Below are 23,816 nucleotides of genomic sequence, written 5' to 3'. Positions count from 1 at the left end.
TGAGGTGTTCTGAGGGACGTCTTACGGGGTCGGCCCAGGTCCCGGGTCGGCCCAGGTCCCGGGCCGGCCCAGGTCCCGGGCCGGCCCAGGTCACCGGGTCGGTCCCAGGCCACGGGGCCGTCCCGGCGGCGGAGCCACGGACCGGTCGAAGACCACGGCGCGGTCGGGCAGTTCGGCGGCCGTGCGGTACTCGGCGCCGGTCTCGGTGAGCCGCTCCACGTACCCCTGGGTGGACAGGCCGGCCCGTGCCGAGTGCTGGTACAGGGTGCGCATGCGCATGCCTCGGCCGAGCATCGCCACATCCCGCTCGACGGCGTCCCCGAGGCGGTGCGGTGCCCGGTCGGTCCCCACCCGGCGGAGGACCCGAGAGTCCCGGCAAGGAGTACGGCCTCTCGTTCGCACCCGCTCGCACCCGCTCGTACCCGCGGTGCGAGACCTGGACTTTCGGGTCAACTCTTGGATCTTCGTGGCTACTTCTTGAGAGAGCCCACCGACGTCGTCAGGGTGGGTGTCATGACCCTGGAATCCCTCCTGGTGAACGCTCACCGCTGGGTAGAGCCCCCGGCCGCCCTCCGACTCGACGACGACGTGCTGACCGTGGAGGCGGGTCCCAGGACGGACGTCTTCACCAATCCCTTGACCGGAGAGGTCAGGAACGACGCGGCACGTGCTCTCCTGGTCCCTCCCTCCGGCGACTGGCAGTTCTCGGCCCGTCTCCGCGTGGACTTCCGAGCGCCGTGGGACGCCGGCGCCCTGGTCGTCTGGTCGGCACCGGACGTATGGGCCAAGCTCAACTTCGAGCAGTCGCCCGACGGCCCGCCCACCTTGTACTCGGTCGTCACACGGGGACTCTCGGACGACGCCGTGGGGTGGCCGCTCCACCACGGTCCGGTCTGGCTGCGGATCAGCCGCGTCGACGGCGGATTCGCCTTCCACGCGTCGCTCGACGGCGACTCCTGGCGCCTGGCACGCCAGTTCGGTCTGGACGGTGCGCCCGACGTGCGAGTCGGGATCGAGGTCCAGTCCCCGGTCGGAGACGGCTGCGCCGTCGGATTCGACCGCATGACGCTGACGCCGTCGCGGCTGCCCCATCTCTTCGACGGGCGCTGACCGGTACCGCCGCCCGACGGGTCTCGCCGAGAAGTGAAGAATCCGAGAGTGCCGTGTGAGAGGTTCGGGTCGCCCTTCTTCTTTTCCGTCGGGAATTTCCTCAGGAGCCTATGGCGAACGGCTCTTCGTATCGCTCGAACTCGCCGGTAACTCGTCGCGGTGCCCGAGCTCCCCACCCGTGCACCGCCTTGACCTGCTCAAATGCCGAGGTGTCGTGACGCCGTGGCGGCTTCAGCGTCCGTTCATGAGTGCGCGAGGACGGGGGTATGGTCGACCCCGTTCGAACGCTCGGGTGCCGTCGCGAATCATGTGCGGTACGTGTCAGGGGATTTCACAGCTGGGGGAAACACCGGGAATTCCGATTCGGAGAGGGAAATCGAGACACACTCGGGCCCCCCGTATGCAGACGATCGAAACATGTTCGAGGCGAGGCAAACCGATGGACGCTCCGACCACCACGTCCGCCGATGGCGACAGCTCCGGCGGAGGCAGACGGGGCGCCGGCTGGTTCGGCGCAAGCCCGCAGCATCCTCAGGACGCGCAGCGTGACGGTCGACGGGACGAGCACCGGGACGCCGACCCCACGTCCGACGTAGGTCTCCTGCAGCGCACCATGGCCGAGATCGAGCCGATCGCCGACAAGGTCACCTCGCACTTCTACTCCCTGCTCTTCCTCCGTCACCCCGACCTGCGGGCGCTCTTCCCCGCTGCCATGGACACCCAGCGCGACCGCCTCTTCAGGGCGCTGCTCACCGCCGCGACCCACGCGGACGACACCGCCACCCTGGCCGCGTACCTGTCCCATCTGGGCCGCGGACACCGGAAGTACGGCACCCTTCCCGAGCACTATCCCGCCGTCGGCGAATGCCTCATCGGCGCCCTCTCCCGCTACGCCCCGCGGAGCTGGGGGCCCAGGACCGAGTCCGCCTGGGTGGCCGCCTACACCACGATCTCCCAGATCATGATCGACGCGGCGGCCGAGGACGCGCTGCGTGCCCCCGCCTGGTGGGGGGCGGAGGTGGTCGCCCATGACATGCGTACGCCCGACGTCGCGGTCGTGACGGTCCGGCCCGACCAGCCGTACCCCTTCCTCGCCGGGCAGTACACCACCCTTGAGACCCCCTGGTGGCCGCGCGTCTGGCGGCACTACTCCTTCGCCGGCGCGCCCCGTTCCGACGGCCTGCTCTCCTTCCACGTCAAGGCCGTGCCCGCGGGCTGGGTCTCCAACGCCCTCGTGCACCGCGTGCGCCCGGGGCACGTCATCCGGCTCGGTCCCCCCGCCGGATCCATGACCGTGGACCACAGCACGAACAACGGGCTGCTGTGCCTCGGCGGCGGCACCGGCATCGCACCCATCAAGGCCCTCGTCGAGGACGTGGCCCAGCACGGCCGCCACCGCTCCGTCCAGGTGTTCTACGGAGCCCGCCGGGACCACGACCTGTACGACATCGAGACCATGCTCCGGATGCAGCAGTCGCACCCCTGGCTCTCCGTCCGTCCGGTCGTCGACGACGGCCCCGGCGGCGGCCTGGGCGCCCGGCTCCCGGAGGCCGTGTACGAGTACGGCCCGTGGCACACCTACGACGCGTACCTGTCGGGACCGCCCGGCATGATCCGCCGCGGCGTCGACACCCTGGTGGACATCGGCATACCCGCCCACCGCATACGGCACGACTCCGTCGAGGAACTGGTCGGAGCGAGGAATTGAGCACGTTCGAACGCGAACAGACCGGGCTCCGACAGGCGGCGCCGGTACGCACCACCCGCCCGGGGAGCGCCGGCGAGCACCGGGTCCAGCAGCGCATGGGCACCACCGAACGCGCCGACAGGTTCTATGCCGACCAGGTCCTCGACCGGCTCAACACCCGGATGCGGGAGTTCGCGGCACGCCAGGAGATGTTCTTCCTGGCGACCGCCGACGGGCACGGCGAATGCGACAACACCTTCCGGGCCGGGCCGCCCGGATTTCTCCACGTCCTGGACGACCGGACCCTCGCTTACCCCGAGTACCGGGGCAACGGCGTTCAGGCCAGCCTCGGCAACATCGAGGAGAACCCCCATGTGGGCATCCTGATGATGGACTTCCTCCAGGACCGCATCGGGCTCCACGTCAACGGCACGGCGCGGATCGTGGCCGACGACGAGATGCGCCGTACGCACGTCGGTCTCGCGTACGACCCGGTCCCCGGCCGCCGTGCCCGGGTCTGGGTGGAGGTCACCGTGGAGGAGGCGTACATCCACTGCGCCAAACACATTCCCCACCTGCGGAAGGTGCCCCCGCGGGACGCCGGCCGCGCGTGGGGGACGGACGACGTCAAGCGCAAGGGGGGCGACTTCTTCGGAGCCGCCGCCGAAGCGGCCGAGCGCGGCACGTTTCTGCCACCGCCCCGCGCCGACGCGGCCATCTGGCGCGCGGAGGCCGAAAGGGTGCTCGCACGGGCCGAGAGGTGCGCGCCCGCGGCGAAGGAGCAGGCGTTCAGCGGCTGGTTCACCAGAAGCGTCTCCGCCTGACCGAGCCCTCCCGGACCGGTGCGCGAGCGTGCGCGCCGGACCGCACCCGGTGGCGGCGGACACGCGGAGGTCCCCGGACGTCCGGGGACCTCCGCCGTGCTCAGCCCCGCAGCAGGCCCAGGACCTTGGCCCCGAGCTCCAGGGCCTCGTCCGGCGAGTCGACCGACTGCTGGAGGTCGACGAAGCAGCCGTCGGCGCCCGTGTCCCGCACCCCCGCGAGCACGGCGGCGATCGCGTCCGCCGTGGCGCCGGGCGCGGGGTTGTGCCGGATCTGCCGGCGCAGCGCCGCCGGGTCGCGGCCCGCCTCCTCGGCGGCCCGCCGCGCCACGTCCCAGAGGCCCTCGGCCGCCCCCGGCGGCAGGACGGCGCCGACCCAGCCGGCCGCCCGGCGGCCGACCCGGCGCAGGGCGGCCGGGCTGAAGCCGCCGAGATGGACGGGTGGTCCCGCGGGCTGCACGGGGCGCAGACCCACATACGAGACGGGGATCGTCCAGCGGGGCCCCTCGTGACCGAACTCCTCCTGCGTCCAGAAGCCGTGGAGGACGTCGAGCAGCTCGTCGAGGAGGGCGCCGCGCCGGCCGAAGTCGGCGCCGACGGCGGTGTACTCGTCCCGCAGCCAGCCGATGCCGAGACCGACGTCCAGGCGTCCGCCGCTGACCTGGTCGAGCGAGGCGAGGGAGCGGGCGAGCAGGGCCGGCGGGTACCAGGGGCCGTTGAGGGTGCTCGTGCCGAGCCGGGCGCGGGAAGTCGCCCCGGCCGCGACGGTGAGCACGGTCAGCGGGTCGAGGAAGGTCTTGTACTGGTGGGGGTACGGGTTCTCCGGGGTGTGCCCCGGATAGAGGTCGCCGGGGGCGACCGGGGTCAGGGCGCGGTCGCCGACCCAGAACGAGTCGAACCCGGCGTCCTCGGCGTCCCGCGCGAAGGCCGCGATGCGGTCCGCGCGGGCGTGGGTCCCGTACTGGGGCAGTGCGATGCCTATCTCCATGACCTCATCCTGGGCAGCGGGACGGCCCGCGACACGAAGGGTTCGACGTGTGGCCCCCGACACATGCCTGTCCGTGGGTGGGGGCCGAGCTTGGTGGGCCGGCCGGTCGGCCAGTCGGTCAGTCGGCCGGTCGGTCAGTCGGTCAGTCGGCCGGTCGGTCAGTCGGCCGGTCGGACGCGGGGCCGGTCGGACTCGGGGCCCGCGCCGTCCGCACGGCCCCCGCCCGCTGCTGCGTGCGGCTGGACAGGGGAGGCGCCGGAGCGCCGCGCGTGCGGGGGCGAGCGTGCGGGGCAGGGTGGGGCGAGCGGGGGCGAGCGAGGAGAGCGAGGAGAGCGAGCATGATGAACGAAGAGTCCTGGGGCTACCGCACCGACTCCGGCTACGAGACGGGAAACGACCTGATCGGATTCAAGGTCGAGGCGACCGACGGAGGCATCGGCAAGGTCGACGAGCACACGGACGAGGCCGGGCGGGGCTACATCGTCGTCGACATCGGCGTCTGGATCTTCGGCCGGCACGTACTGCTCCCCGCCAGTGTCATCCGGCGCGTCGACCGTGACGACGAGACGGTCCATGTCGACCGTACGAAGGACCAGATCAAGGACGCCCCGGACTTCGAGCGGAACAAGCAGCCCCGGGACCCCAGCTACCTCGAGCAGTTCGCCAGGTACTACGGGATGCCGCACATGTGACCTCTGCGGCGAGGCCGACCGACGGGTGGGCCCGTGCTTCTGTGGAGGAGGTGCGGGCCGTGCGAAAGGGTGCTGGTCCATGGGCGTCGTCCTGCCCGTCGTCTTCTCGCTGTTCGCCGCGCTGAGCAACGCGCTGGCCACGGTGCTTCAGCGGCGAGCAGCGCTCACCGTCCCGCAGTCCGACTCCTTCCGGCCCGGACTGATCCTCGACCTGCTGCACCGCCCGCTGTGGCTGGCCGGCATCCTTGCCGTCATCGCCGCCGGCGTCGGACAGGCGGCGGCCCTCGCGACCGGCCCGCTGGCCCTCGTACAGCCCCTGTTCGTCCTCGAACTGCCCCTCGCCCTCCTGATCGCCTCCCTCCTGACGCGCGAACGCCTGCCCGGCCGGCTCTGGGCGGCCGTGGCGGCGGTCGTGGCCGGACTGGGGGTGGCGCTCATGGCCGCCTCGCCCACCGGCAACCGCACGCATGTGGAACTGGACCGCTGGGTGCCCGCGCTGGTGGTCTGCGCCGCCGTCGTGGTGGCGCTCGCCGCCACCGGCCTGCGCAGACCGCCGGGGCGCGCGAGGGCGGGCTGTCTCGGCGCGGCGACGGCGATCTGCTACGCGCTCACCGCCGCCCTCATGAAGACGTCCATGCACCTCCTCGGCGACGGTGGCATCGGCGCCTTCCTCACGGCCTGGCAGACCTACGCCTTCTGCGCGGCGGGAATCGCGGCCGTCCTGCTGCTCGAGCACGCCATGCAGGGCGGTCCGCTCGTCGCCTCGCAGCCCGCCCTGACCCTCGGCGACGCCACCGTGAGCCTGAGCCTGGGCGTCCTGCTGTACGAGGAGCACGTGCGGACGGGCTGGTGGCTGCTGCCCATGGCGGCGGGCGTCGCGCTCATCGTCCTCGGGGTGTTCGCGCTGGCCCGTAGTGGGGTCGGGACTTCCTGACCCGTTCCTGCATCGGAATGATTCGTTCGCTTTTATCCGGGTAGCGCGCCAGTAGTTCCTCAGGGAGGTGACTGGGATGGCCACGGGCAAGAAGGCCAAGAACATGGGCAAGACCCTCAAGGGCAAAACCAAGGAGGTCACCGGCAAGGCCGTCGGCAACGAAAGCCTGGAGGCGAAGGGTCGCGCCGAGCAGGTCGCGGGCGACGCGAAGCAGGCCGCGCAGAAGGCCAAGGACGCCCTCAAGCACTGACCGGTGACAAGCAGGAAGAAGGCCGACAGCGCCGCTGTCGGCCTTCTTCCTGCTTCCGTACCGTCGAGGCGTCGGGTCGGGGGACCCGCCCGTCGTGGCTCAGCGTCGACGCCTTGCGGGGCGGGGCGCTTCGTCCTCGTCCTCGTCCTCGTCCTCTTCCTCTTCCTCATACTCGGGTTCGGCCTCGTCTTCGTTCTCGTACGTGCCTTCCTCGTCCTCCTCGCCCTCCTCGCCTTCCTGATCGTCGGGGTACTCCTCCTCCTGCCCTTCCTCCTCGCCCTCGCCCTCGCCCTCGCCCTCGCCCTCGCCCTCGTTCTCGTTCTCGTTCTCCTCGTCCTCCTCTTCGAGGGCTTCCTCGTGCGTGCGGACGACCTCGCCGTCCTGGATCTCCCCGCGCCAGCCTTCCGGTTCCTCGGTGGAGAGGGAGACGTAACGGCCGAAGTTCTTCAGGTCCAGGCGCATGCGCCTGCCCTGCGCCCGCCACACGTTCCCGGTCTTCTCGAAGAGCCCGGCCGGGTAGTACTCCACCACCAGGAGGATCCGCGTCAGGGAAGGGGCGAGTTCGTGGAAGCTCACGCAGCCACGCGTGGTTCCCTTGGGCCCCTCGGAAGTCCAGACGATCCTGTCGTCCGGTACCTGCTCCTGGACGGAGGCCTTCCAGCTGCGGGTTGACGGGCCGACCTTGACCTTCCAGTCGCTGGTCGTGTCGTCACCTTGCGAGACACTGCGTACGCCCTTGGCGAAGCTGCTGAAGTTCTCGTACTGCGTCCAGTGGTCGTAGGCGGTACGCAGCGGCAGGCCGACGTCGAGGGTCTCGACGATGTTCATGGCCTTGCCGCCGCCCTTGCGGTTCTTCTTCTTGCCGCCGAGCAGCCCCGAGGCCTTGTCGGTGACCTTGTCCTTGAGTCCGCCGAACGTCTGGCCGAGGACGGCCTTCACGGGGGAGTCGCCCTTGAGCAGGCGGCCGCCGAGGTCCGAGAGCTTGCCGCCGTTCTCGGCGACGTCGTAGAGACCGTCGGTCACGTCGTCCAGCTTGTCCACGGCCTTGTCCGCGAGGTGGCCGGCCTGACTGGCCAGATACGAGGAGGCTTCCTCCATCAGCCGGTCGAACCCCGACTTGTCGCTGCCGGTGTCACGTGTGGTGGCCATGATTCACCTCCGCGTGGTCGGCTTGCGGCGTGCCGTCTTGGTGGCAGCGGTCTTCTTCGCCGCGGGCTTGGACGCCGGGGCGCGCCCCGCACCCTTCTTCGCCGCAGCGGTCTTCTTGGCCGCCGTCTTCTTCGCAGCCGTCTTCTTCGCGGCCGGCTTCGATGCCGTCTTCCTGGCCGTGGTCTTCTTCGCCGCGGTCTTCTTGGCGGGGGTGCCGCGCTTCGACGTGCTCGTGGTGCTCTTCTCCGACGCACTCGCGCTCGTCTTCCGTGCCGGCGCCCTCGACCCGGAGGACCTCTTGGCCGGGGCGGCCTTCTTGGCGGCGGGCGTCCTCTTGGCAGGGGAGGCCTTCTTCGCCGGGGCGGCCTTGCGGGCCGCGGTGCGGCGCTGAGGCGCCTTGGTGGGTGAGGCCTTGGAGGTGCTACGGGCGGTCCGGCGGCGGGGCGGCGGTTCCTCCTCGGCCTCCGCTTCTTCCTCGCCCTCCTCTTCGTCCTCTTCCGCAGGCTCTTCCTCGGCCGCGGGCTCTTCGGGCTCGGGTTCTTCTTCCTCCTCTACCTCTTCCTCCTCCTCGGGTTCCTCCTCTTCGTCCTCGTAGGGCTCCTCGTCCTCCTCTTCGTAGCCCTCTTCCGCCTCTTCGTCCTCTCCCTCCCCGTCCGAGTCGTCCTCCTGGCCCTGTTCGAGGGCGAGAGTGCGCTCGCGCAGCGAGTCCGCGAGTCCGGCCATCCGGCGGTTCGCGGTGGCGACGAGAGCCTTGCGCCCGGCGTCGAGCGCCTCACCCCTGATCTGCTCGCCGAGCTCGGCCACCTGCGGCATCTCGCTCAGCTTCTTCAGACCCTGCGTGGCGAGCTCGCGTGGATCGAGGCCGAGACGGCGCCCCGCGGCGTACGTGATCAGGGAGAAGGCCAGACGTCCCTTCTTCGCCCGCCCCAGTACGTAGCCTCCGGCGACCGCGGCCGCCAAGGCGATCTTGGTCGTGTCCTCCATGAGCCTTCCCTTCGCCGGGTGCCAGCGGCCCCTCCTCGCTCGCACGGTTACTACGGGGACTGCTCTGCTCTGCTGGAGATATGCGTGAAATGTGCCAAAAACAGAGATCTTGTAGGAATGGGGGCGTTTGCTGCACATGTGGCGGGGCAGGCGCACCGGTCAGTTCGCGAGGGGAGCAGGCTCATGGCCGCTGCAGAGCCGGGCCGCAGCCGACGTCCTCCGCCGGAGGAGGGCGAGGAACGGGCGAGCAGGCCCGCGCGGAAGACCACGACCGGCAAGACGCCGGCCCGCCGGACGACGGCGCGCAAGGCGGCACCACGCCGCGGCGTGACCGGTGCGGCCGCGGCGATGCGCTCCGCGGTGGAGCAGCTCTCCGAGCTGCTGGGACGCACCCCCGAGTCGGTCTCGTCGCTCCGGCCCAGCGAGGACGGCTGGGAGGCCCAGGTCGAGGTCCTCGAACTGGAGCGGATCCCTGACACCACCAGCATCCTGGCCAGCTACAAGGTCACCATGGACGAGGAGGGCGAGTTGATCTCGTACGAGCGCACCCGGCGCTACAGCCGGGGCATGATCGACCGGCCGGCCTGACCGGGTCGGCCCCCGTGAAGGGAAGCGGCCATGACCGTGGTGCCGCAGAGCGGAAGCAACCTCAGCAGAAGTGCCGGCGGAGGCACGAGCAGCCTTTACGACGTTCTGGAACTGATCCTTGACCGCGGTCTCGTGATCGACGTCTTCGTGCGCGTCTCGCTGGTCGGCATCGAGATACTGAAGATCGACGCGCGGATCGTCGTCGCCAGTGTCGACACCTACCTGCGGTTCGCGGAGGCCTGCAACCGCCTCGACCTGGAAGCGGGCAGGAAGGCCCCCGCGCAGTTGACGGACGTCGTCGGTGACGCGGTCGAGAGCGGAGCTCGCGGCAAGTCCAAGGGCGCCATCGGCGGCGTCATGGAGGCGGTGACGCAGTCTCTCACCGGAGGGTCCGACGACGAGGAGGAGCCGGAGGAAGAGCCCGAGGAAGAGGCGCAGGAGGAAGAGGCCCCCCGCCGGCGTCGGCCCGCCAGGCGTTCCGCGCGCCGGGAGAAGGAGTAGACGATGCCTCTCTACGTGTACTCCATCACCGCTGCCACGCACCCGTGCCGCCTGGACGGGCTCACGGGCGTCGGAGCCGAGCCCGCGCCGGTGCGCGCCCTTACCGCAGGCCCGCTGTGCGCGGTCGTCTCGGACATCGACGAGGAGATCCGGCCCAAACGCCGGGACCTGGCCGCCCATCAGGAGGTGCAGGACCGGCTCATGGCCGACGGAACGGTCCTTCCGCTGCAGTTCGGCTACACAGCCCCCGACGACGAGGCGGTCACCCAGGTGCTCCGCGAGCGGGCGGAGGACTACCTGGCCGCGCTGGACAAGTTGCAGGGCTGCGCCGAGTACCAGGTGAAGGCCTCGCAGGACGAGGAGGCGCTCCTGCTGGAGGTCCTGCAGGACTCGGACCGGGCCCGGCAGCTCAACGACCGGATCCGGGCGGGAGACGACGACCCGAGACTGCCGTTGGAGCTCGGTGAGATCGTCGCCACCGACGTGCGGGAGCGGCAGGAGGACCTGGCCGCCGGCCTGATAGATGCGCTGCTCTCGCTGGCGGAGGACCATCGCGTCCGCGCTCCGGCCGACGGCGACATCCTCAACATCTCCCTCCTGGTCCACGGCGACGACAAGGCGGCCTTCCTGCGGGCGGAGGCCGGCCTCGCCGAACGGTCCGAGGACGTCCGTTTCCGGTTCACCGGGCCGCTGCCGCCCTACAGCTTCGTGTAGGCGGGAGCGGATCCACCGAGCCCGAGACGAGAAGCCGAGGAGGAGCCATGGGAGTGCTGACGCAACTCCTGACCGCGCCGCTGCTGCCCGTACGGCTCGTGGCATGGGTGGCGCAGCGGGCCGTGGACCAGGCCAACGACGAGTACTACGACCCCGCGCCCGTCTACGCCGCCCTCGCCGAGCTCGAGCGCCGGCTCGGGGACGGGGAGATCGACGAGGCCGACTTCGACCGCCAGGAGGACGAACTCCTCGACCGTCTCGACGAGATCGCGCAGTTCCGGCAGAACCTGTCAGACCCAGGAGGTCGGGCACCGTGACTGACCCGCTTGCCCACCGGATCCCCCCGCTGCCGTCCCGGGCGTCGCCCGCGGCGTACCCGCCGTCCTCGTCGGCCAGCCTGGCGGACATCCTCGAACGCGTCCTGGACAAGGGCATCGTGATCGCCGGCGACATCCGCATCAACCTCCTCGACATCGAGCTGTTGACCATCAAGCTGCGCATCCTGATCGCGTCGGTGGACAAGGCCAAGGAAATGGGCATCGACTGGTGGGAGCACGACCCCTCGCTCTCCTCCCGCCACAGCGGCGACCCGCTCCTGGAGGAGAACCGCCGCCTGCGCGCCGAACTGGACGCGCTGCGCCGCGACCAGCTGGACGCCGGCCCGGCCACCGCCGCCGAGGAGGGCCAGGAGGGGCCCGATCCGGTCCGCCGCGGCGAGGCCAAGAGGGAAAGGCCTGCGCCATGAACGGCGAACCGAGCCTCACCTACGTGTACGCCGTCGCCGGCCCCGTCGCTCGGCTGGACGAGCCGCTGGCCGGCCTGCGTGGAGTCGGCGGCGCCCCGGTCGCCCGCCTGTCCCTTCCCGGCGCCGGCCAGGCCACCCCGGTGTTCGTCACCAGCCAGGTGCCCGAAGGCCAGTGGGGAGAGGAAGCCCTCAGATCCCGCTTCGAGGACCTCGACTGGCTCGAGGCCACCGCCCGGGCCCACCACCAGGTCATCCAGGCCCTCGCGGAGCACACCGTCGTCCTGCCCCTGCGGATGGCCACTCTCTACCAGGACGTGGACCGCGCACGGGAAGCCCTCCGTGAGCAACAGAACACCTTCGCGGCCCGACTTGCTCTCCTCGCCCACCACACCGAATACGGTGTCAAGGTCTACATCGCTCCCGAAGCCGAAGCCGAAGCCGAAGCCGAAGCCGTAGCCGAGGTCGATACGGCCGACAGCACGCCGGCGCCCGCGTCCGCGCCCAGCCCCGGCAAGGCCTACCTCCGAGCCCGCCGAGCCCAGCACCACGCCCGCGAGGACCGCTATCTGCAAGCCGGTCAGGCAGCGGACCGTATCGCCGCCACGGCGGCGCGGTACGCCACCCACGCCGTCCACCACCCCGCGCAGACCGGCCCGCTCAGCCGCGGCGAGAGCGGCGAGAACGTCCTCAACGACGCCTATCTCGTCCCGGACGACCAGGCCGAGGACTTCCGGGCGGCCCTTCAGCAGGCCGGCCGGGACCTACCCGGCATCCGCATCGACATCACCGGCCCCTGGGCGCCCTACTCCTTCGCCATGCAACCGGCCCCGCCCACCGATCCGACCGACAGTCCCGGTGCACGATCATGACCCTCACCGAACGAGAGCAGCCCCTGCCCGGCCGACAAGTCGCCCTCGTCGACCTCCTCGACCGGCTCCTGGCCGGCGGAGTCGTCATCACCGGCGACATCGTCCTGTCCATCGCCGACATCGACCTCGTACGTATCTCCCTGCGCGCCCTCGTCACCTCCGTCACGGCCTCCGGCGACCCGTTCGCCCTCGACGGCGACCCGTCCGTCCCCGACGGTGACCCCTTCGTCCCCGACGGCGACCCCTTCGTCTCGGAGGACCGGCCATGAGTGCGGAGCGCGCCGCGCGACCCACGCGTCCCGAGCAGGACGGCATCGGCACCCCCCTGGCGCGCGCGTTCCGGCTGGTCCAGGAGCCCCCCGCCGCGCCCGGCGCGACGCAGCCTCCGGCCCACCGCCTCCGCACCGATCCCCAGGCCGTCGGCGAGGACCTCCTCAAGCTCGTCCTCACCGTCGTCGAACTCCTGCGGCAGCTCATCGAGCGCCAGGCCCTGCGCCGCGCCGACTCGGGTGACCTGACCGACGAACAGGAAGAGGAACTCGGCGCCACCCTGCTCGCCCTGCACGACCGCATGGTCGAGCTGTGTGCGGAGCACGGCTACACCCTTGAGGACCTCAACCTGGACCTCGGCCCTCTGGGCCCGCTACTGCCTCCCGCTCGCTGACCGGCCCGCACGGGGCGTGGCCCAGAGGCTTCCCCTTCCGGCAAGGGGAGCCGCTGGGCCACGCTGGGGGATGGTCGGGTGCGGTGCTGGATCGTGGACGTGTCACTTGTGCCGGGCGACCAGGCGGTACCCCGCGAGGAGGATGAGCGCCCCGACGATGGCGGCGACCCAGGTGGAGAGTTCGAAGAACCCGTCGATGGAGTCGACGTCGAAGATGACCTTTCCGAGCCATCCGCCGAGCAGCCCGCCGGCGATGCCGATGAGCGTGGTGATGATGATGCCGCCCGGGTCCTTTCCGGGCATCAACATCTTGGCGATGATGCCAGCGAGAAGCCCGAGGAGGATCCAAGCGATAATTCCCATGATTCCTTCTGTCTCACGATGTGAAGCACTCGTCAGTGAAGCTTGTCCTTTCCCTTCTCCTTCAGGTTCCGGGCCTTGCCGCGTGCCTGCAGAGCCCCGCCCTTGGCCGCCAGCTTCTCCTTGCCCACGGCGTGCGCGGACTTCATGACGGCTTTACCCGCCGTTACTTCCATGTGCGCCTTCGCCTTTTCCCAGGTGCTCATGTCGCGTCCTTTCGCAGATCCCGGCCCGCGAGCCGGCCTAGGCCGTGTGCAGGACAGTCGTCGGCAACACGGCGTGGAGGGCCCGTCGGAACGCCATCCGCACGCCCCATGCCATCAGGAGGAGCCCCCATTTCGTCATGCGCATCAGGAGACGGCGGCGAAGCGCCCGGGGAGTCCACCGGGCGTGCGCCCGGTGTCTGCCCCACTTGTGGCCGTGGCGGCCTCCACCGAATTTCACCGGTGCCTCCTCGCGTTCCTGCCGAAATGCGTGACGGAACGGATTACGGACTTTGTCGTCTGCAGATTCATCTGCGCCGTCCGTTGGACTTTAAACATGGAGGGGCTTGTCGGTTCGCGGTGTGGAGACCCGTGCGCCGACGGGGCCGGCCTCAAGCAGCAGGGGGATGGGAGCTGCGGACCGGGGTACGCGAGGGACATTCGACTCGACAGAGGGAGGAAACATGGGTCTGGGAATCTGCATCATCCTGATAGCCGTGGGAGCCATACTCACCTTCGCGACCGACTGGGAGCTGGAGCGGGCCGACCTCGACCTGGTCGGGCTGATCTTCATGGCCGTCGGCCTCATCGGAACCGCCGTGTACTCGAGCATCCTGCGACGGCGCCGGGTGGTCGTTCCCCCTGTCGCCCCGACGGTGACCGATGACGACCGGCGGAAGCTGCTCTGAGCCGGCCCCGACGAGGCACGTGGCGAGAGGCCTACGACGCTTCGGGTTCGTCCGTGGCCGGCGGTAGCCCGGTGAGCAAGGCGCGGATCTCGTCGGCCTCGGGGACGGCGAGGGCCGTGTAGAGGTCGAGGGCCTGGCGGGCATGGTCGTGGGCGAGGCCGGGGCGGCCGAGTTCGCGGTGGACGTGCGCCAGACCGCGATGTGATCGGGCCTGCTCGGGGCGGTAGGCGAACTCGCGGGCGAGGGCCAGCGCGGCCTCGTGTTCCGTCGCGGCCCGGCCGAGGTCGCCCATGGACCGGGCGGCTTCCGCCAGCGCGTTCAGCGACTCGGCCTCGTCCCCGGGGAAGTCGAAGCGCCGGCACAGCTCCAGGGCGTCGCGGTGCTGCCTCCGGGCCTCTTCGTAGCGGCCCTGCCGCTGGTACAGCAGCCCGATGTTGTTCAGCACGATGGTCTCGCCGATGCGGGACCCCGTCTCGCGGTACACGTGCAGCGCCTGCCGGTGGTACTCATGGGCGTCCTCGTACCGTTCCCGGCGTTCGTGGACGATGCCGAGGTCGGTCAGGCACCTGGCCTCGCCGCCGCGGTCGCCGAGCTCGCGGAAGAGAGCGAGGGCCTGTGCGCAGTGCTCGTGGGCCTCGTCGTACTCCCGCTTCCGTGTGGTGAGGGTGCCGAGGTTCTGCCGTGCGCGGGCCTCGGCTCCCCGGTCGTCGATCCCGCGTGCGAGGTCCAGGGCCTGCCGGTAGTGCTCGGCGGCCTGCTCGTAGGCGCCGTGCCACCAGAAGTGCACCTCGCCGAGATCGAGGAGCGTGCGTGCTTCGGCGGCCGTGTCGCCGCTTCGGCGTGCGGCTTCGAGTGCCAGGGCGTGGAGGGCCATCGCGTCGGCCTGGTGGGCATGGCCCAGCAGGTACCGGTGGAGGGTGGCGGCCAGGTGGCCGGTGTGCGGGCGCCAGTCGTGCCGGGCGGCGTACTGCCCGGTCGCCATGAGGTTCGCGCGCTCGCCGTCGAGCCAGGCGATCGCCTCGGCCTCGTCCTGGGGAGGAGGGGCCGGGGTGTCCGGCGCGGGGATGCGCGGCCTGCGGTTCCTGCCCTCGGGGTAGAGGTGGTCGACGGCCGTGCTCGCGGTGTGGAGGTAGTGGTGGAACAGCCGGCCGAGGGCCTCGCGCCGGGCGTCGGGGGTCTCCTGGGTGGCGGCGGTGGCGAGGGCGTGTTCGCGCAGCAGGTCGTGGAAGGTGTAGCGGCCGAGCTGGTGCTGGGTCAGGACATGGGCGTCCAGGAGGTCTTCCAGGAGCGTCTCGGCCTCGTCGAGCGGGAGGCCGGTCAGCGCGGACGCCGCCTCGGGGCCGATGTCACGGCCCGGCTGGAGCCCGAGCAGCCGGAACATGCGCTGCTGGTCCGGAGTCAGTTGCTGGTAGGACAGCGTGAACGCCGCTGCCACCCCTCGCTCCGAGGTGGCCAGCTCGGAGAGTCTGCGGCGCTGGTCGCGGAGCCGGTCGGCCAGGTGGGCGACGGTCCAGCGGGGCCGGTGGTGCAGGCGGGCGGCGGCGATCCGGACGGCCAGCGGCAGGAATCCGCACAACTGCAGGACGTCGAGGACGGCCAGGGGCTCTGCGGCCGCCCGATCGCCGACGACCGCGGTGAACAGCTCCATGGCGTCCGCGGCCGGCAGCACGTCCAGGGACAGGGCGTGAGCCCCGTCCAGGTCGGTCAGCCGCCGGCGGCTGGTGATCAGGACGAGGGCGCGCGAGGCTCCGGGCAGCAACTGGCGTACCTGGTCGGCGCCGAGGGCGTTGTCCAGGACGGCCAGAACGCGCCGGCCCGAGAGTTCGGACCGCCACAGCGCCGCGCGACCGGCGACGGACGCGGGTATCTGCTGCGTGGGTACGCCGAGTTGACCCAGGAGGACCTCGAGCGCGGCACCCGCGTCGAGCGGGGCCTGGCCGGCGGTGTGCGCCTGCAGGTCGACGAAGAGCTGTCCGTCGGGGAAGTGCTCCGCGAGGCGGTGTCCCGCGTGGACCGCGAGCGTCGTCTTGCCGACCCCGGCCATGCCGTCGATCGCCGAGATCGTCACGACGCCGCCGTTGCTGCCCGACCACAGGCGGACCAGCCCGTCGAGCTCGTCCTCGCGTCCGGTGAAGTCCGGGAGGTCGTACGGCAGGAAGCTGATCCCCTGCGGCTTGGCCGGCGCGGTGACCGGCGGCCGGAGATCGGGGGCGTCCCGCAGGATGTCCTGTTCGAGCTTGCCGAACGCATGGCCGGGGTCCAGCCCCTGCTCCTCGGCCAGGGTCGCCCGGAAGGTCCGTGCCACGTCCAGCGCGTCGGTCTGGCGTCCGGCGCGGTGGAGGGCGAGCATCAGCTGGCAGCAGAGCCGTTCCCGCAAGGGGTGGGCCGCCGCGTGGGCGGACAGCTCCTCGATGAGGTCGTCGTGCCGCCCCCGGGCCAGTTCCACCTCGGCCAGGCGCTCGACGGCGGTCAGCAGCTGCCCGTTCAGACGCGCCCGGGCGCCCTCGACGTAGGGCGCGGTGATGCCGGCCAGCGGCTCTCCCCGCCACAGCGCCAGCGCCGCACGTATCCGGTCCGCGGTGCCAGCGGGGTCGTCGGAGTCGGCCGGCGCCGCTGCGATCAGGCTGGTGAACTCGTCCAGGTCGAGTTGTCCCGGCTCGGGGGTGATCACGTACCCGGCCGGCCGCGTGGCCAGCATCCGGTCGGCGTCCGAAGCGCGCAGCATCCGTCGGATCGCGGCGATCGTGGTCTGGATCTGCGCACGGGCGGAATCCGGCGGGAGCGGTCCCCACATCGCGCCGATGAGGCGATCCGTGCCGACCGCGACCCCGGCGTGCAGCAACAGGTAGGCGAGCACCGCGCGATGGCGGGGCGCCAGGCCGGGCGCGGCCGAACCGGGAGCCACGGCCTCCACCGGGCCGAGGACCGTGAACCGCATGCCGTCACTCCAGGGGTCACCAGTGCGTGCATCGAAGAAGCATCGGGAATGTATCAAGATCAACCGGCAGGGTTACCGGCATGCCCCTCCACCCCGTCGAACCGGAGACCACGACCGATGAAGCCGCAGCGCTGTTCACCGCCACTCACCGGGCCCTGGGAGTCGTCCCCAACCTGGCCAGGGTGATGGCCAACAGTCCGGCCGTACTGAAGGGCTACCTGGGCGTCGTCACCGCCCTGAGCGCGGAGGGAAGCCTGGCGGCGGACGTGCGCGAGAGCATCGCGCTGCTGGTGGCGCAGGAGAACCGGTCCGACTACTGCCTGTCCGTGCACGCCTTCCGCGGGACGAGGACCGCCGGGCTGAGTGCCGCCGAGGCCACCCGCGCGCGCCGGGGGCAGGCCGACGACCCCTGGACGGCCGCCGTCCTGGACCTGGCCGCCGTGGTGGTCCGTGACCGCGGGACGCTCACCGACGAGCAGCTGGCCGCGGCCCGGCGCGCCGGCCTGTCCGACGGGCAGATCGTCGAGGTCGTCGCCCACGTCGCCCTCCACGTCTTCACCAACTACCTTGCCACGGCCGCCCGCGTCGACGTCGACTGGCCGCTCGTGCGCCACACCGACTGAAAGCCCGAGCCCCTGCGACCCGGAACCCCGGGCCGACGAGAGCGCCCCTTCACACCATCCAGAAGAACGACCGACCCGAACACGAAGGCCATCACCTTGCCCACATCAGTACACGTCAACCCGCTCCAGCGCGTCTCGGCCGTCGAGTCCGCAGCGTGGCACCGGGTCGTCGCGGCCTCGACGGCCCACGACCTGCCCGGAGCACCGATCCCCGACCCCGGACAGATCCACGCCCGGCTCACCAAGCCCGCCCTGGGCAGCCACCGGCTGACCTGGCTGGCCACCGGCGTGGACGGCACCCCGGTCGGCGTCGCCGGCCTGCGGGTGTTCACCTCCCCGGGCCAGGAGCACCTGGCCGAACTGGAACTCCACGTCGACCCCGCACACCGCCGCGGGGGAACCGGCTCCCTCCTGCTGGCGGCGGCCGTGGCGGCCTGCCGCACCGAGAACCGGCGCAGCCTGATCGCCGAGGCCCCGGCCGACGGTCCGGGCGAGGCGTTCAGCGAACGCCACGGCTTCCGGCGGGCACTCACCCTGGACCATCTCGTCCTGCGCCTCGACGAACCGGACGCGTCCGAACACCTGCGGACGGCCGACGCCGAGCACCCCGGCTACCGGCTGACCGGCTGGACCGGAACCGTCCCCGACGACCTCGCCGACGTCTTCGCCGCGGCCAAGAACGCGATGAACGACATGCCCGTGGGAGACCTGGACTACGGCAGCGTGGCATGGGACGCCGACCGCGTCCGCGCCATGGGCCAGGTGGTCGCCGACCGCGGGGACACCCTGCTGACCATCGCCGCCGTCCACGACGACGGCACCATGGCCGGCTACACCGAGATCCTGATTCCCGGGGGCACGGCGCCGCGCGCCCAGCAGTACGACACGGCGGTCGTGCCCGCGCACCGGGGCCACGGCCTCGGACTGTGGGTCAAGGCGGCCATGGTGTGCCGGCTGCGCGCCGAGCACCCCGACGTCGTCGAGGTCGAGACGGACAACGCCGACGACAACGTCCACATGCTGGCGGTCAACCACCGCCTGGGGTTCCGTTCCTACCGGCGCACGCGCGAGTTCCAGCTCGACGTGCCCACCACCTGATCCGTATCCACCCCATCACGGGAATCAAGAAGCAGGAGATGTGTGACATGCGTGTGCTGTTGTCGACGTACGGGTCGCGCGGGGACGTCGAGCCGCTGGTGGGGCTCGCCGTGCGGCTGCGGGAGCTCGGCGCGGAGGTGCGGGTGTGCGCCCCGCCGGACGAGGACTTCGCGGAGCGGCTGGCCGGGGTGGGCGTGTCCGTGGTGGGTGTCGGGCAGTCGGCACGCGCGCTGACGACCGCGGCTCCACCGCCGTCGAAGCACAATCTGCCGCAGCGCGCCGCGGAACTGATCGCCAGTCAGTTGCGGGTGATGCCGGCGGCGGCAGAGGGGTGCGACGTGCTGGTGGCGACGGGGGCGACGCCGGCCATCGCCGGTGCGCGGTCGGTGGCGGAGAAGCTGGGCATCCGCTACGTGTCCGCGATCTTCCAGCAGCTGACCCTGCCTTCGCCGCACCGCCCGCCCATGGCGTACCCCGGGCGGCCGTTCCCGCCGGAGGTCACCGACAACCGTGCCTTGTGGGAGCTGGACGCCCAGAGCATCGACGCGCTGTTCGGCGAGGCGCTGAACACCGGCCGGGCGTCGATCGGACTGCCCCCGGTGGACAACGTCCGCGACTACGCCTTCGGCGACCGGCCGTGGCTGGCGACGGACCCGATGCTGGACCCGTGGCGGGAGACGCCGGACCTCGACGTCGTCCAGACCGGGGCGTGGACGCTGCCCGACGAGCGGCCGCTCCCGGCGGATCTGGTGGCCTTCCTGGACGCCGGCGCGCCGCCCGTGTACGTGGGGTTCGGCAGCATGGCCGTGCGCGCGGGCGAGGAAGCGGCCCGGGCGGCCATCGAGGCGGTCCGCTCGAAGGGCCGCCGGGTCCTCGTCGGGCGTGGCTGGGCGGAACTGGGCCTCATCGACGACCGGGACGACTGCTTCGCCGTCGGCGAGGTCAACCATCAGCGGCTGTTCGGACGCGTCGCCACCGTCGTGCACCACGGCGGCGCGGGGACGACGACGACGGCCGCGCGGGCCGGCGCTCCGCAGGTCGTGGTGCCCCAGCTGGCGGACCAGCCGTACTGGGGCGCCCGGGTGGCCGAGCTGGGCGTCGGCGTGGCCCACGACGGCCCGGTTCCCACCGTCGAGTCCCTGTCGGCCGCGCTCGACACGGCCCTGGACCCGGAGACCGGCGACCGGGCGAAGACCCTGGCCGGCGCGGTCCGCACCGACGGGGCGATGACGGCGGCGAGGCTGCTCCTGGACATCGCCGAAGCGGCCACCGCGGCCACCGCAGCCACCGCAGCGACCGCAGCGACCGCAGCGGCCACAGCCACCGCCGACACGGCCGGCACCGTCGGCTGAGGGTCCGGGGCGGGCCCGCGAGCGGTGGGCGGGCCGCCGGCCTCCTGGGGTGGCCGGCCGAGGCCGAGACTCGGGGGCCGAGGGGTCAGCGGACGGGGTACCCGTAGGCGTAACCCTGCTCCTTGAGCTCGGGCAGGAGCCGGCGCAGGGCCTGGACGGTCTGGGAGCGGTCGCCGCCGGCGTCGTGGAAGAGGAGTGTCGGCCCGTTGGGGAGTTCGCGCTCGACGGTGGCGACGATGGCAGCGGTGCCGGGGCGTTCGAAGTCCTTGGTGTCGACGTTCCAGCCGAGGGGCCGCATGCCGCGCGAGGCGGCGACCTCGCGGCTGTAGGGGGTGAACGCCCCGCCCGGTGCCCGGTAGTAGACGGGGCGAACCCCTCCGGACGCCTTGGTGATCATCCGCTCGGCGTCGAGGATCTGCTGCTTCTGGTAGGCCTGGGAGGCCTTGTCCATGGCGGTGTCGTGCGAGACGGAGTGGTTGCACAGCCGGTGTCCGTCAGCGACGACCTTCTTGACGAGGTCGGGGTGGGCCTGCGCCTGCGTCCCCACCATGCAGAACGTGGCCTTCACCCCGTACTCCTTCAGTACGTCGAGTACGCGAGGGGTCCATATCGGGTCGGGGCCGTCGTCGATGGTGATGTTGACGCCCCGCGGGCCGGCGTCCGAGGCGTGCACGATGGTCACCGAGACCGGCTTGACCACGCTGCGGGGTGCGGCGGGCTTGCTCGCCTTCGGCGGCGCGTCGCTTTTGGGGCCGGCCTGTGCCGTCCACACCGAGGCGCCCGCGGCCAGCACCGTCACTCCCAGTGCCGCCCCGACCAGCTTGCCGTACCAGCTCCGCCCACCACTGTGCCGTGCCATGTCCCGCCCCACTCTCTCGCGCTGCCCCACCGGCCCTGATCGCGATGCGACCACGTGTCAGGACGACGCTCGGCGGCCGGAGGATGCGTCCGTTACCGATCACGGACAATTCCGGGGGAGTTCGGGGACAACCGGCCCCGCCGGCGGCGGAGGCTCGGCGCCGACGAGCGCCTCGGGGCGGCCAAACCTAGCGTGGTAGGTGGGAACCGATCCGACGGAGGGACCACGGACATGAGTGGCGCCATGGACAAGGCCAAGGGCAGGCTCAAGGAGATCACCGGAAAGATCACCGGCCATGAACGCCTTGAGGCCGAGGGCAAGACGGACCAGATGAGAGGGAAGATCCGCCGGACGGTGACGAACGCTCGACACCGCGCCGAAGGCATCAGGGACTCGTTCAGACACGACAGGTGAAGGCGACCCGCTGACCCGCTGGTGCTGACGCCGAGGACGGGACCACTCCAGTGCCCTGCCGCGATCCGGACGGTGCCGAGCCGCCCCCGGTGCCGAGGCACCGTACCGGGGGCGCGCGGGAGCGCAGCCGGTGGCGCGGGCCGATCGGCACCGGGCCGGCCGTCGTCCTCTCGGTTCTCGTGCTCGCCGCGGCGAATCTGCTGCTGCACAGCTGGACCGGCCCGCTGCGCCTGGTGACGGCAGTCGCGGTCAGCGTCCTGCTGCTCGGGGTGCTGCGCTGGGCGGGGGGCACCCTGGCGGACGCGGGGCTGGCCCCGGGGACGCTGGCCCGCGGCGCGCGGTGGGCGCTGGTCCTGATGGGCATCGTCGGGCTCGTCTACGCCGTCGGTGTGCTGCTGCCGGACACCCGCTCGCTGTTCGAGGACCGCCGGTACGACGGGATGACGGGGAGCGAGCTGGCGGCGCGCGTCCTGGTGGTGGTCCCCGTCGGCACCGTCCTGGTGGAGGAGGTCGCCTTCCGGGGGGTGCTCTATGGGCTGGTGCTCCGGGCCCGGGGTCCCGTCTGGGCGACCACCGTGTCGAGCCTGCTGTTCGGCCTGTGGCACGTCCTGCCGTCCCTGCACCTGGCGACCGCGAAGCCCGCGCTGACGTCGGTCCTGGCGGACTCCGCGCTCGGCTCCGTCCTCGCGGTCGTGGGCGCCGTGCTGTTCACGGCGGCCTCGGGCGTCCTCTTCTGCGAGCTGCGACGCCGCAGCGGCAGCCTGCTGGCCCCCATGGGGCTGCACTGGGCGGTCAACGCCCTCGGTTACGTCGCCGGCTTCCTGCTGCGCTGAGCGCGCGGTGCTCCCGTACGACGGTCAGTGCTCCGGCGGCTGGATGATGTCCCGCAACCGCTCCAGGTCCTGCGGCGTGAAGCCCGAGGGCCGCATGACGGCGTTCCAGCCGTCGACGTACGCGGCCTTGTACGTGTGACCGTGGCCGTCCGGCACGCCCGTGGAGAACGGCAGGTCCGCCGTGACCTGCCAGAAGGTGACGAAGGGGATCCAGACCATCCCCTCGAGCACGTCGCTGCCGGGCGCCTCGCCGATCCAGTCGGGCTCGGAGAAGGCCAGCTCGGGGCTCCACCAGACGATCGGGTCGGACGGGTGCATGAGGTACAGCACCCGTGTGCCGTTCCACTGCTCGTCCTCGGGCGTGATGCCGGTGGTCGGGTCGTCGGTGAACCGCACGGTCCGCCCGTCCTTGTAGACGGGCTCGATCTCCGGGCTCCCCGCGTCGCGGGCGTCACTGAACTCCCGGAACAGGGTGTTGAAGTTCGGTGGACCGGCGAACAGGGTGCCGGCGGTGCGGTTGCGGAGGTCGTACTCGCCGCTGAAGGCCGTCTCGCCGCCGAACGACCCCAGGCTCTCGCCGGCGACGAAGAGCCGCGGTCGCTGCTCCTGGGGCAGCTTGGACCAGACGTCGTAGACCGCGTCGAAGAGCTCCCGGCCGGCCTGGCGCGCCTTGGACTGGTCGACGAGGTAGGAGAGCCACGACGGCAGGTACGAGTACTGCATGGCCACCGCGGCGGAGTCGCCGTCGCCGAGGTACTCGAAGGAGTCCACGGCGGCGGGGTCGACCCAGCCGCTGCCCGTGGTCGTCATGACGAGCAGGTTCGCGCGCTCGAAGCCGCCGGCCCGCCGGAGGTCCGCGACGGCCCGCTCGGCGCGGGTCTCCGTGTCGTCGGCGGTCGCGAGGCCGGCGTAGGCCCGTACGGGCTCCTGCGCCGGGCGGTGGGTGAACGCGCCGATCTCCTGGGCCGTCGGACCGGTTCCGGTGAAGGCCCGCCCCTGGTAGCCCAGCGTGTCCCACGGCACCAGCGATCCCGGGCCGCCGGAGCGCAGCGCCGACGTCGGCTGGTGCACACCCTCCGGCGTCTCCGTGTCGCGCAGGGAGAACGCCTCGTTGGCCCCGTTCACGATCCCGGCCAGCAGGACGCCGCTGACGACGGACCACGCCAGGGCCGCCACCACGATCCAGCCGACCACACCGGCCGCACGCGGCCCGATCCAGCGGCGGAGGTGGCGGGCGAGCCACCGGTACAGGCCCCGCAGTCCCCGGCCGGCGAGCAGCATGAGCCAGAAGACGAGCGCGGCCACGAAGGGGCAGGCGACGGTGGTGAGGACGTCGTAGTCGGTGACGTCCATGAGGCGGCGGATCTCGTGCTGCCAGTACTGGCCGAGCCCGAACGCCAGGCCGAACAGCACGACCGCGCAGATGACGAACACGCGCCACGACCCGCGCGAGGCGTCTCGCGCCTCCCGGTCGGCGAAGGCGCGCCACACGTAGGCCGCGATCACGCCGAGCCCGTAGCCGATGGCCGCGGTGATACCGCAGATCAGCCCCTGGAGCACCCCGCCGCGAGGCAGCAGGGACGGAGTGAAGGAGAGGCAGGCGAAGAGGAGCGCGCCCCAGCAGCCGGGTAGCGTGAGCCGGACCGATCGGCGCCACTTTCCGGAGGCGGCCGCCGGCTCGGCACTCTCGGCCTCCTCGTGGCCCGGAGAGCCCTCCGGCGGGGACTGGTGCACGTCAGGAGCCATAGCCG

General features: G+C 71.7%; 29 protein-coding genes. 20 read left to right on the top strand and 9 right to left on the bottom strand.

All coding sequences use genetic code 11. The features are described from left to right. Window positions 1–90: 90 nt before the first annotated feature. A complete protein-coding gene (locus IE124_RS26760; protein WP_189511185.1) occupies window positions 91–351 on the bottom strand; it encodes a hypothetical protein in 261 nt (86 codons plus the stop codon). A gap of 162 nt (window positions 352–513) precedes the next feature. Between IE124_RS26760 and IE124_RS26755 the strand changes: the two genes are divergently transcribed. The 3 genes from IE124_RS26755 to IE124_RS26745 all read left to right on the top strand — a co-directional run bounded on the left by IE124_RS26755 (window position 514) and on the right by IE124_RS26745 (window position 3,621). Continuing rightward, window positions 514–1,110 carry a DUF1349 domain-containing protein gene (locus tag IE124_RS26755; RefSeq protein WP_189511183.1) on the top strand — a complete coding sequence of 199 codons (597 nt, stop codon included), beginning with the start codon at window positions 514–516 and terminating at the stop codon, window positions 1,108–1,110. Window positions 1,111–1,549: 439 nt separating this feature from the next. Beyond that, complete coding sequence (locus IE124_RS26750; protein WP_189511181.1) at window positions 1,550–2,818, top strand: globin domain-containing protein; 1,269 nt, start codon at window positions 1,550–1,552, stop codon at window positions 2,816–2,818. 95 nt (window positions 2,819–2,913) lie between these two features. After that, a complete protein-coding gene (locus IE124_RS26745) occupies window positions 2,914–3,621 on the top strand; it encodes a pyridoxamine 5'-phosphate oxidase family protein (RefSeq protein ID WP_189511362.1) in 708 nt (235 codons plus the stop codon). A gap of 100 nt (window positions 3,622–3,721) precedes the next feature. Here IE124_RS26745 and IE124_RS26740 read toward each other — a convergent pair whose 3' ends face one another. Continuing rightward, window positions 3,722–4,606, bottom strand: a complete 885-nt coding sequence (locus IE124_RS26740) for a TIGR03619 family F420-dependent LLM class oxidoreductase (protein ID WP_189511179.1) — start codon at window positions 4,604–4,606, stop codon at window positions 3,722–3,724. Between the two features lie 341 nt (window positions 4,607–4,947). Here IE124_RS26740 and IE124_RS26735 point away from each other — a divergent pair, with 341 nt between their 5' ends. The 3 genes from IE124_RS26735 to IE124_RS26725 all read left to right on the top strand — a co-directional run bounded on the left by IE124_RS26735 (window position 4,948) and on the right by IE124_RS26725 (window position 6,482). Then, window positions 4,948–5,298: a PRC-barrel domain-containing protein gene (locus tag IE124_RS26735; protein ID WP_189511360.1), complete on the top strand. Its 351-nt coding sequence runs from the start codon at window positions 4,948–4,950 to the stop codon at window positions 5,296–5,298. Window positions 5,299–5,377: 79 nt separating this feature from the next. Continuing rightward, window positions 5,378–6,232, top strand: a complete 855-nt coding sequence (locus tag IE124_RS26730; RefSeq protein ID WP_189511177.1) for a DMT family transporter — start codon at window positions 5,378–5,380, stop codon at window positions 6,230–6,232. A gap of 76 nt (window positions 6,233–6,308) precedes the next feature. After that, window positions 6,309–6,482, top strand: coding sequence for a CsbD family protein (locus IE124_RS26725; protein WP_189511175.1), 174 nt, complete (start codon window positions 6,309–6,311; stop codon window positions 6,480–6,482). 99 nt (window positions 6,483–6,581) lie between these two features. On the opposite strand, the gene IE124_RS26720 is transcribed toward IE124_RS26725, so the two are convergent. Both IE124_RS26720 and IE124_RS26715 read right to left on the bottom strand, forming a co-directional pair. Then, window positions 6,582–7,631, bottom strand: a complete 1,050-nt coding sequence (locus tag IE124_RS26720) for an SRPBCC family protein (protein ID WP_189511173.1) — start codon at window positions 7,629–7,631, stop codon at window positions 6,582–6,584. Between the two features lie 3 nt (window positions 7,632–7,634). Continuing rightward, entirely contained in the window at window positions 7,635–8,615 is a 981-nt protein-coding gene (locus IE124_RS26715) for a histone protein (protein WP_189511171.1), read from the bottom strand. Window positions 8,616–8,798: 183 nt separating this feature from the next. Here IE124_RS26715 and IE124_RS26710 point away from each other — a divergent pair, with 183 nt between their 5' ends. The 8 genes from IE124_RS26710 to IE124_RS26675 are packed head-to-tail and all read left to right on the top strand — an operon-like array spanning window position 8,799 to window position 12,696. Further along, window positions 8,799–9,203: a gas vesicle protein GvpO gene (locus tag IE124_RS26710; RefSeq protein ID WP_189511169.1), complete on the top strand. Its 405-nt coding sequence runs from the start codon at window positions 8,799–8,801 to the stop codon at window positions 9,201–9,203. 30 nt (window positions 9,204–9,233) lie between these two features. Continuing rightward, on the top strand, window positions 9,234–9,704 hold the full coding sequence (locus IE124_RS26705; RefSeq protein WP_189511167.1) for a gas vesicle structural protein GvpA: 471 nt from the start codon (window positions 9,234–9,236) through the stop codon (window positions 9,702–9,704). Between the two features lie 3 nt (window positions 9,705–9,707). Further along, complete coding sequence (locus IE124_RS26700; RefSeq protein WP_189511165.1) at window positions 9,708–10,418, top strand: GvpL/GvpF family gas vesicle protein; 711 nt, start codon at window positions 9,708–9,710, stop codon at window positions 10,416–10,418. Between the two features lie 47 nt (window positions 10,419–10,465). Continuing rightward, window positions 10,466–10,735 carry a gas vesicle protein GvpG gene (locus IE124_RS26695; protein ID WP_189511162.1) on the top strand — a complete coding sequence of 90 codons (270 nt, stop codon included), beginning with the start codon at window positions 10,466–10,468 and terminating at the stop codon, window positions 10,733–10,735. Continuing rightward, window positions 10,732–11,163, top strand: coding sequence for a gas vesicle protein (locus IE124_RS26690; RefSeq protein WP_189511160.1), 432 nt, complete (start codon window positions 10,732–10,734; stop codon window positions 11,161–11,163). The genes IE124_RS26695 and IE124_RS26690 overlap by 4 nt, the downstream gene beginning before the upstream one ends. Then, window positions 11,160–12,032 carry a GvpL/GvpF family gas vesicle protein gene (locus IE124_RS26685; RefSeq protein WP_189511158.1) on the top strand — a complete coding sequence of 291 codons (873 nt, stop codon included), beginning with the start codon at window positions 11,160–11,162 and terminating at the stop codon, window positions 12,030–12,032. Before IE124_RS26690 ends, IE124_RS26685 begins: the two co-directional genes overlap by 4 nt. Then, a complete protein-coding gene (locus IE124_RS26680) occupies window positions 12,029–12,301 on the top strand; it encodes a gas vesicle protein (RefSeq protein WP_189511156.1) in 273 nt (90 codons plus the stop codon). The genes IE124_RS26685 and IE124_RS26680 overlap by 4 nt, the downstream gene beginning before the upstream one ends. Then, window positions 12,298–12,696, top strand: coding sequence for a gas vesicle protein K (locus IE124_RS26675; RefSeq protein WP_189511154.1), 399 nt, complete (start codon window positions 12,298–12,300; stop codon window positions 12,694–12,696). The genes IE124_RS26680 and IE124_RS26675 overlap by 4 nt, the downstream gene beginning before the upstream one ends. Window positions 12,697–12,798: 102 nt before the next feature. Here IE124_RS26675 and IE124_RS26670 read toward each other — a convergent pair whose 3' ends face one another. Next, a complete protein-coding gene (locus IE124_RS26670; RefSeq protein ID WP_189511152.1) occupies window positions 12,799–13,059 on the bottom strand; it encodes a GlsB/YeaQ/YmgE family stress response membrane protein in 261 nt (86 codons plus the stop codon). A 32-nt stretch (window positions 13,060–13,091) separates the two neighbouring features. Continuing rightward, a complete protein-coding gene (locus tag IE124_RS26665; RefSeq protein WP_189511150.1) occupies window positions 13,092–13,262 on the bottom strand; it encodes a hypothetical protein in 171 nt (56 codons plus the stop codon). Window positions 13,263–13,723: 461 nt separating this feature from the next. Between IE124_RS26665 and IE124_RS26660 the strand changes: the two genes are divergently transcribed. Further along, entirely contained in the window at window positions 13,724–13,948 is a 225-nt protein-coding gene (locus tag IE124_RS26660; RefSeq protein ID WP_189511148.1) for a DUF6458 family protein, read from the top strand. 31 nt (window positions 13,949–13,979) lie between these two features. Here IE124_RS26660 and IE124_RS26655 read toward each other — a convergent pair whose 3' ends face one another. Next, window positions 13,980–16,886 (bottom strand): AfsR/SARP family transcriptional regulator, encoded by a 2,907-nt coding sequence (locus tag IE124_RS26655; protein ID WP_189511146.1) that lies wholly within the window; start codon window positions 16,884–16,886, stop codon window positions 13,980–13,982. An 80-nt stretch (window positions 16,887–16,966) separates the two neighbouring features. Between IE124_RS26655 and IE124_RS26650 the strand changes: the two genes are divergently transcribed. The 3 genes from IE124_RS26650 (at window position 16,967) to IE124_RS26640 (ending at window position 19,959) form a co-directional block, all read left to right on the top strand. After that, window positions 16,967–17,509 (top strand): carboxymuconolactone decarboxylase family protein, encoded by a 543-nt coding sequence (locus IE124_RS26650; protein WP_189511144.1) that lies wholly within the window; start codon window positions 16,967–16,969, stop codon window positions 17,507–17,509. A gap of 96 nt (window positions 17,510–17,605) precedes the next feature. Continuing rightward, the gene (locus tag IE124_RS26645) at window positions 17,606–18,607 is read left to right on the top strand and encodes a GNAT family N-acetyltransferase (RefSeq protein ID WP_189511142.1); all 1,002 of its coding nucleotides are present in this window, start codon (window positions 17,606–17,608) and stop codon (window positions 18,605–18,607) included. A 47-nt stretch (window positions 18,608–18,654) separates the two neighbouring features. Continuing rightward, the gene (locus IE124_RS26640) at window positions 18,655–19,959 is read left to right on the top strand and encodes a glycosyltransferase (RefSeq protein WP_189511140.1); all 1,305 of its coding nucleotides are present in this window, start codon (window positions 18,655–18,657) and stop codon (window positions 19,957–19,959) included. A gap of 85 nt (window positions 19,960–20,044) precedes the next feature. On the opposite strand, the gene IE124_RS26635 is transcribed toward IE124_RS26640, so the two are convergent. Beyond that, window positions 20,045–20,818, bottom strand: coding sequence for a polysaccharide deacetylase family protein (locus IE124_RS26635; RefSeq protein WP_189511138.1), 774 nt, complete (start codon window positions 20,816–20,818; stop codon window positions 20,045–20,047). A gap of 231 nt (window positions 20,819–21,049) precedes the next feature. Here IE124_RS26635 and IE124_RS26630 point away from each other — a divergent pair, with 231 nt between their 5' ends. Then, window positions 21,050–21,232 carry a CsbD family protein gene (locus tag IE124_RS26630; protein ID WP_229832897.1) on the top strand — a complete coding sequence of 61 codons (183 nt, stop codon included), beginning with the start codon at window positions 21,050–21,052 and terminating at the stop codon, window positions 21,230–21,232. 89 nt (window positions 21,233–21,321) lie between these two features. Beyond that, window positions 21,322–22,065: a CPBP family intramembrane glutamic endopeptidase gene (locus IE124_RS26625; protein WP_189511135.1), complete on the top strand. Its 744-nt coding sequence runs from the start codon at window positions 21,322–21,324 to the stop codon at window positions 22,063–22,065. Window positions 22,066–22,089: 24 nt separating this feature from the next. Here IE124_RS26625 and IE124_RS26620 read toward each other — a convergent pair whose 3' ends face one another. Continuing rightward, window positions 22,090–23,811, bottom strand: a complete 1,722-nt coding sequence (locus IE124_RS26620) for an alpha/beta hydrolase (protein WP_189511133.1) — start codon at window positions 23,809–23,811, stop codon at window positions 22,090–22,092. Between the last annotated feature and the right edge of the window lie 5 nt (window positions 23,812–23,816).

The sequence above is a fragment of the Streptomyces narbonensis genome, assembly GCF_014649015.1.
Classification (GTDB): domain Bacteria; phylum Actinomycetota; class Actinomycetes; order Streptomycetales; family Streptomycetaceae; genus Streptomyces; species Streptomyces narbonensis.
Note: the sequence above shows the minus strand (reverse complement) of the source record. Positions and strands in the feature narration are given on the sequence as shown.

What these genes read in the sequence shown, in the direction of transcription:
- IE124_RS26745 (WP_189511362.1), top strand. Translation starts at nt 2,914, where the DNA reads ATGGGCACCACCGAACGCGCCGACAGGTTCTATGCCGACCAGGTCCTC.
- IE124_RS26730 (WP_189511177.1), top strand. Translation starts at nt 5,378, where the DNA reads ATGGGCGTCGTCCTGCCCGTCGTCTTCTCGCTGTTCGCCGCGCTGAGC.
- IE124_RS26635 (WP_189511138.1), bottom strand. Translation starts at nt 20,818, where the DNA reads ATGGCACGGCACAGTGGTGGGCGGAGCTGGTACGGCAAGCTGGTCGGG.
- IE124_RS26720 (WP_189511173.1), bottom strand. Translation starts at nt 7,631, where the DNA reads ATGGCCACCACACGTGACACCGGCAGCGACAAGTCGGGGTTCGACCGG.
- IE124_RS26700 (WP_189511165.1), top strand. Translation starts at nt 9,708, where the DNA reads ATGCCTCTCTACGTGTACTCCATCACCGCTGCCACGCACCCGTGCCGC.
- IE124_RS26715 (WP_189511171.1), bottom strand. Translation starts at nt 8,615, where the DNA reads ATGGAGGACACGACCAAGATCGCCTTGGCGGCCGCGGTCGCCGGAGGC.
- IE124_RS26725 (WP_189511175.1), top strand. Translation starts at nt 6,309, where the DNA reads ATGGCCACGGGCAAGAAGGCCAAGAACATGGGCAAGACCCTCAAGGGC.
- IE124_RS26655 (WP_189511146.1), bottom strand. Translation starts at nt 16,886, where the DNA reads ATGCGGTTCACGGTCCTCGGCCCGGTGGAGGCCGTGGCTCCCGGTTCG.
- IE124_RS26685 (WP_189511158.1), top strand. Translation starts at nt 11,160, where the DNA reads ATGAACGGCGAACCGAGCCTCACCTACGTGTACGCCGTCGCCGGCCCC.
- IE124_RS26735 (WP_189511360.1), top strand. Translation starts at nt 4,948, where the DNA reads ATGAACGAAGAGTCCTGGGGCTACCGCACCGACTCCGGCTACGAGACG.
- IE124_RS26620 (WP_189511133.1), bottom strand. Translation starts at nt 23,811, where the DNA reads ATGGCTCCTGACGTGCACCAGTCCCCGCCGGAGGGCTCTCCGGGCCAC.
- IE124_RS26630 (WP_229832897.1), top strand. Translation starts at nt 21,050, where the DNA reads ATGAGTGGCGCCATGGACAAGGCCAAGGGCAGGCTCAAGGAGATCACC.
- IE124_RS26750 (WP_189511181.1), top strand. Translation starts at nt 1,550, where the DNA reads ATGGACGCTCCGACCACCACGTCCGCCGATGGCGACAGCTCCGGCGGA.
- IE124_RS26710 (WP_189511169.1), top strand. Translation starts at nt 8,799, where the DNA reads ATGGCCGCTGCAGAGCCGGGCCGCAGCCGACGTCCTCCGCCGGAGGAG.
- IE124_RS26675 (WP_189511154.1), top strand. Translation starts at nt 12,298, where the DNA reads ATGAGTGCGGAGCGCGCCGCGCGACCCACGCGTCCCGAGCAGGACGGC.
- IE124_RS26650 (WP_189511144.1), top strand. Translation starts at nt 16,967, where the DNA reads ATGCCCCTCCACCCCGTCGAACCGGAGACCACGACCGATGAAGCCGCA.
- IE124_RS26740 (WP_189511179.1), bottom strand. Translation starts at nt 4,606, where the DNA reads ATGGAGATAGGCATCGCACTGCCCCAGTACGGGACCCACGCCCGCGCG.
- IE124_RS26665 (WP_189511150.1), bottom strand. Translation starts at nt 13,262, where the DNA reads ATGAGCACCTGGGAAAAGGCGAAGGCGCACATGGAAGTAACGGCGGGT.
- IE124_RS26640 (WP_189511140.1), top strand. Translation starts at nt 18,655, where the DNA reads ATGCGTGTGCTGTTGTCGACGTACGGGTCGCGCGGGGACGTCGAGCCG.
- IE124_RS26660 (WP_189511148.1), top strand. Translation starts at nt 13,724, where the DNA reads ATGGGTCTGGGAATCTGCATCATCCTGATAGCCGTGGGAGCCATACTC.
- IE124_RS26755 (WP_189511183.1), top strand. Translation starts at nt 514, where the DNA reads ATGACCCTGGAATCCCTCCTGGTGAACGCTCACCGCTGGGTAGAGCCC.
- IE124_RS26705 (WP_189511167.1), top strand. Translation starts at nt 9,234, where the DNA reads ATGACCGTGGTGCCGCAGAGCGGAAGCAACCTCAGCAGAAGTGCCGGC.
- IE124_RS26670 (WP_189511152.1), bottom strand. Translation starts at nt 13,059, where the DNA reads ATGGGAATTATCGCTTGGATCCTCCTCGGGCTTCTCGCTGGCATCATC.
- IE124_RS26680 (WP_189511156.1), top strand. Translation starts at nt 12,029, where the DNA reads ATGACCCTCACCGAACGAGAGCAGCCCCTGCCCGGCCGACAAGTCGCC.
- IE124_RS26695 (WP_189511162.1), top strand. Translation starts at nt 10,466, where the DNA reads ATGGGAGTGCTGACGCAACTCCTGACCGCGCCGCTGCTGCCCGTACGG.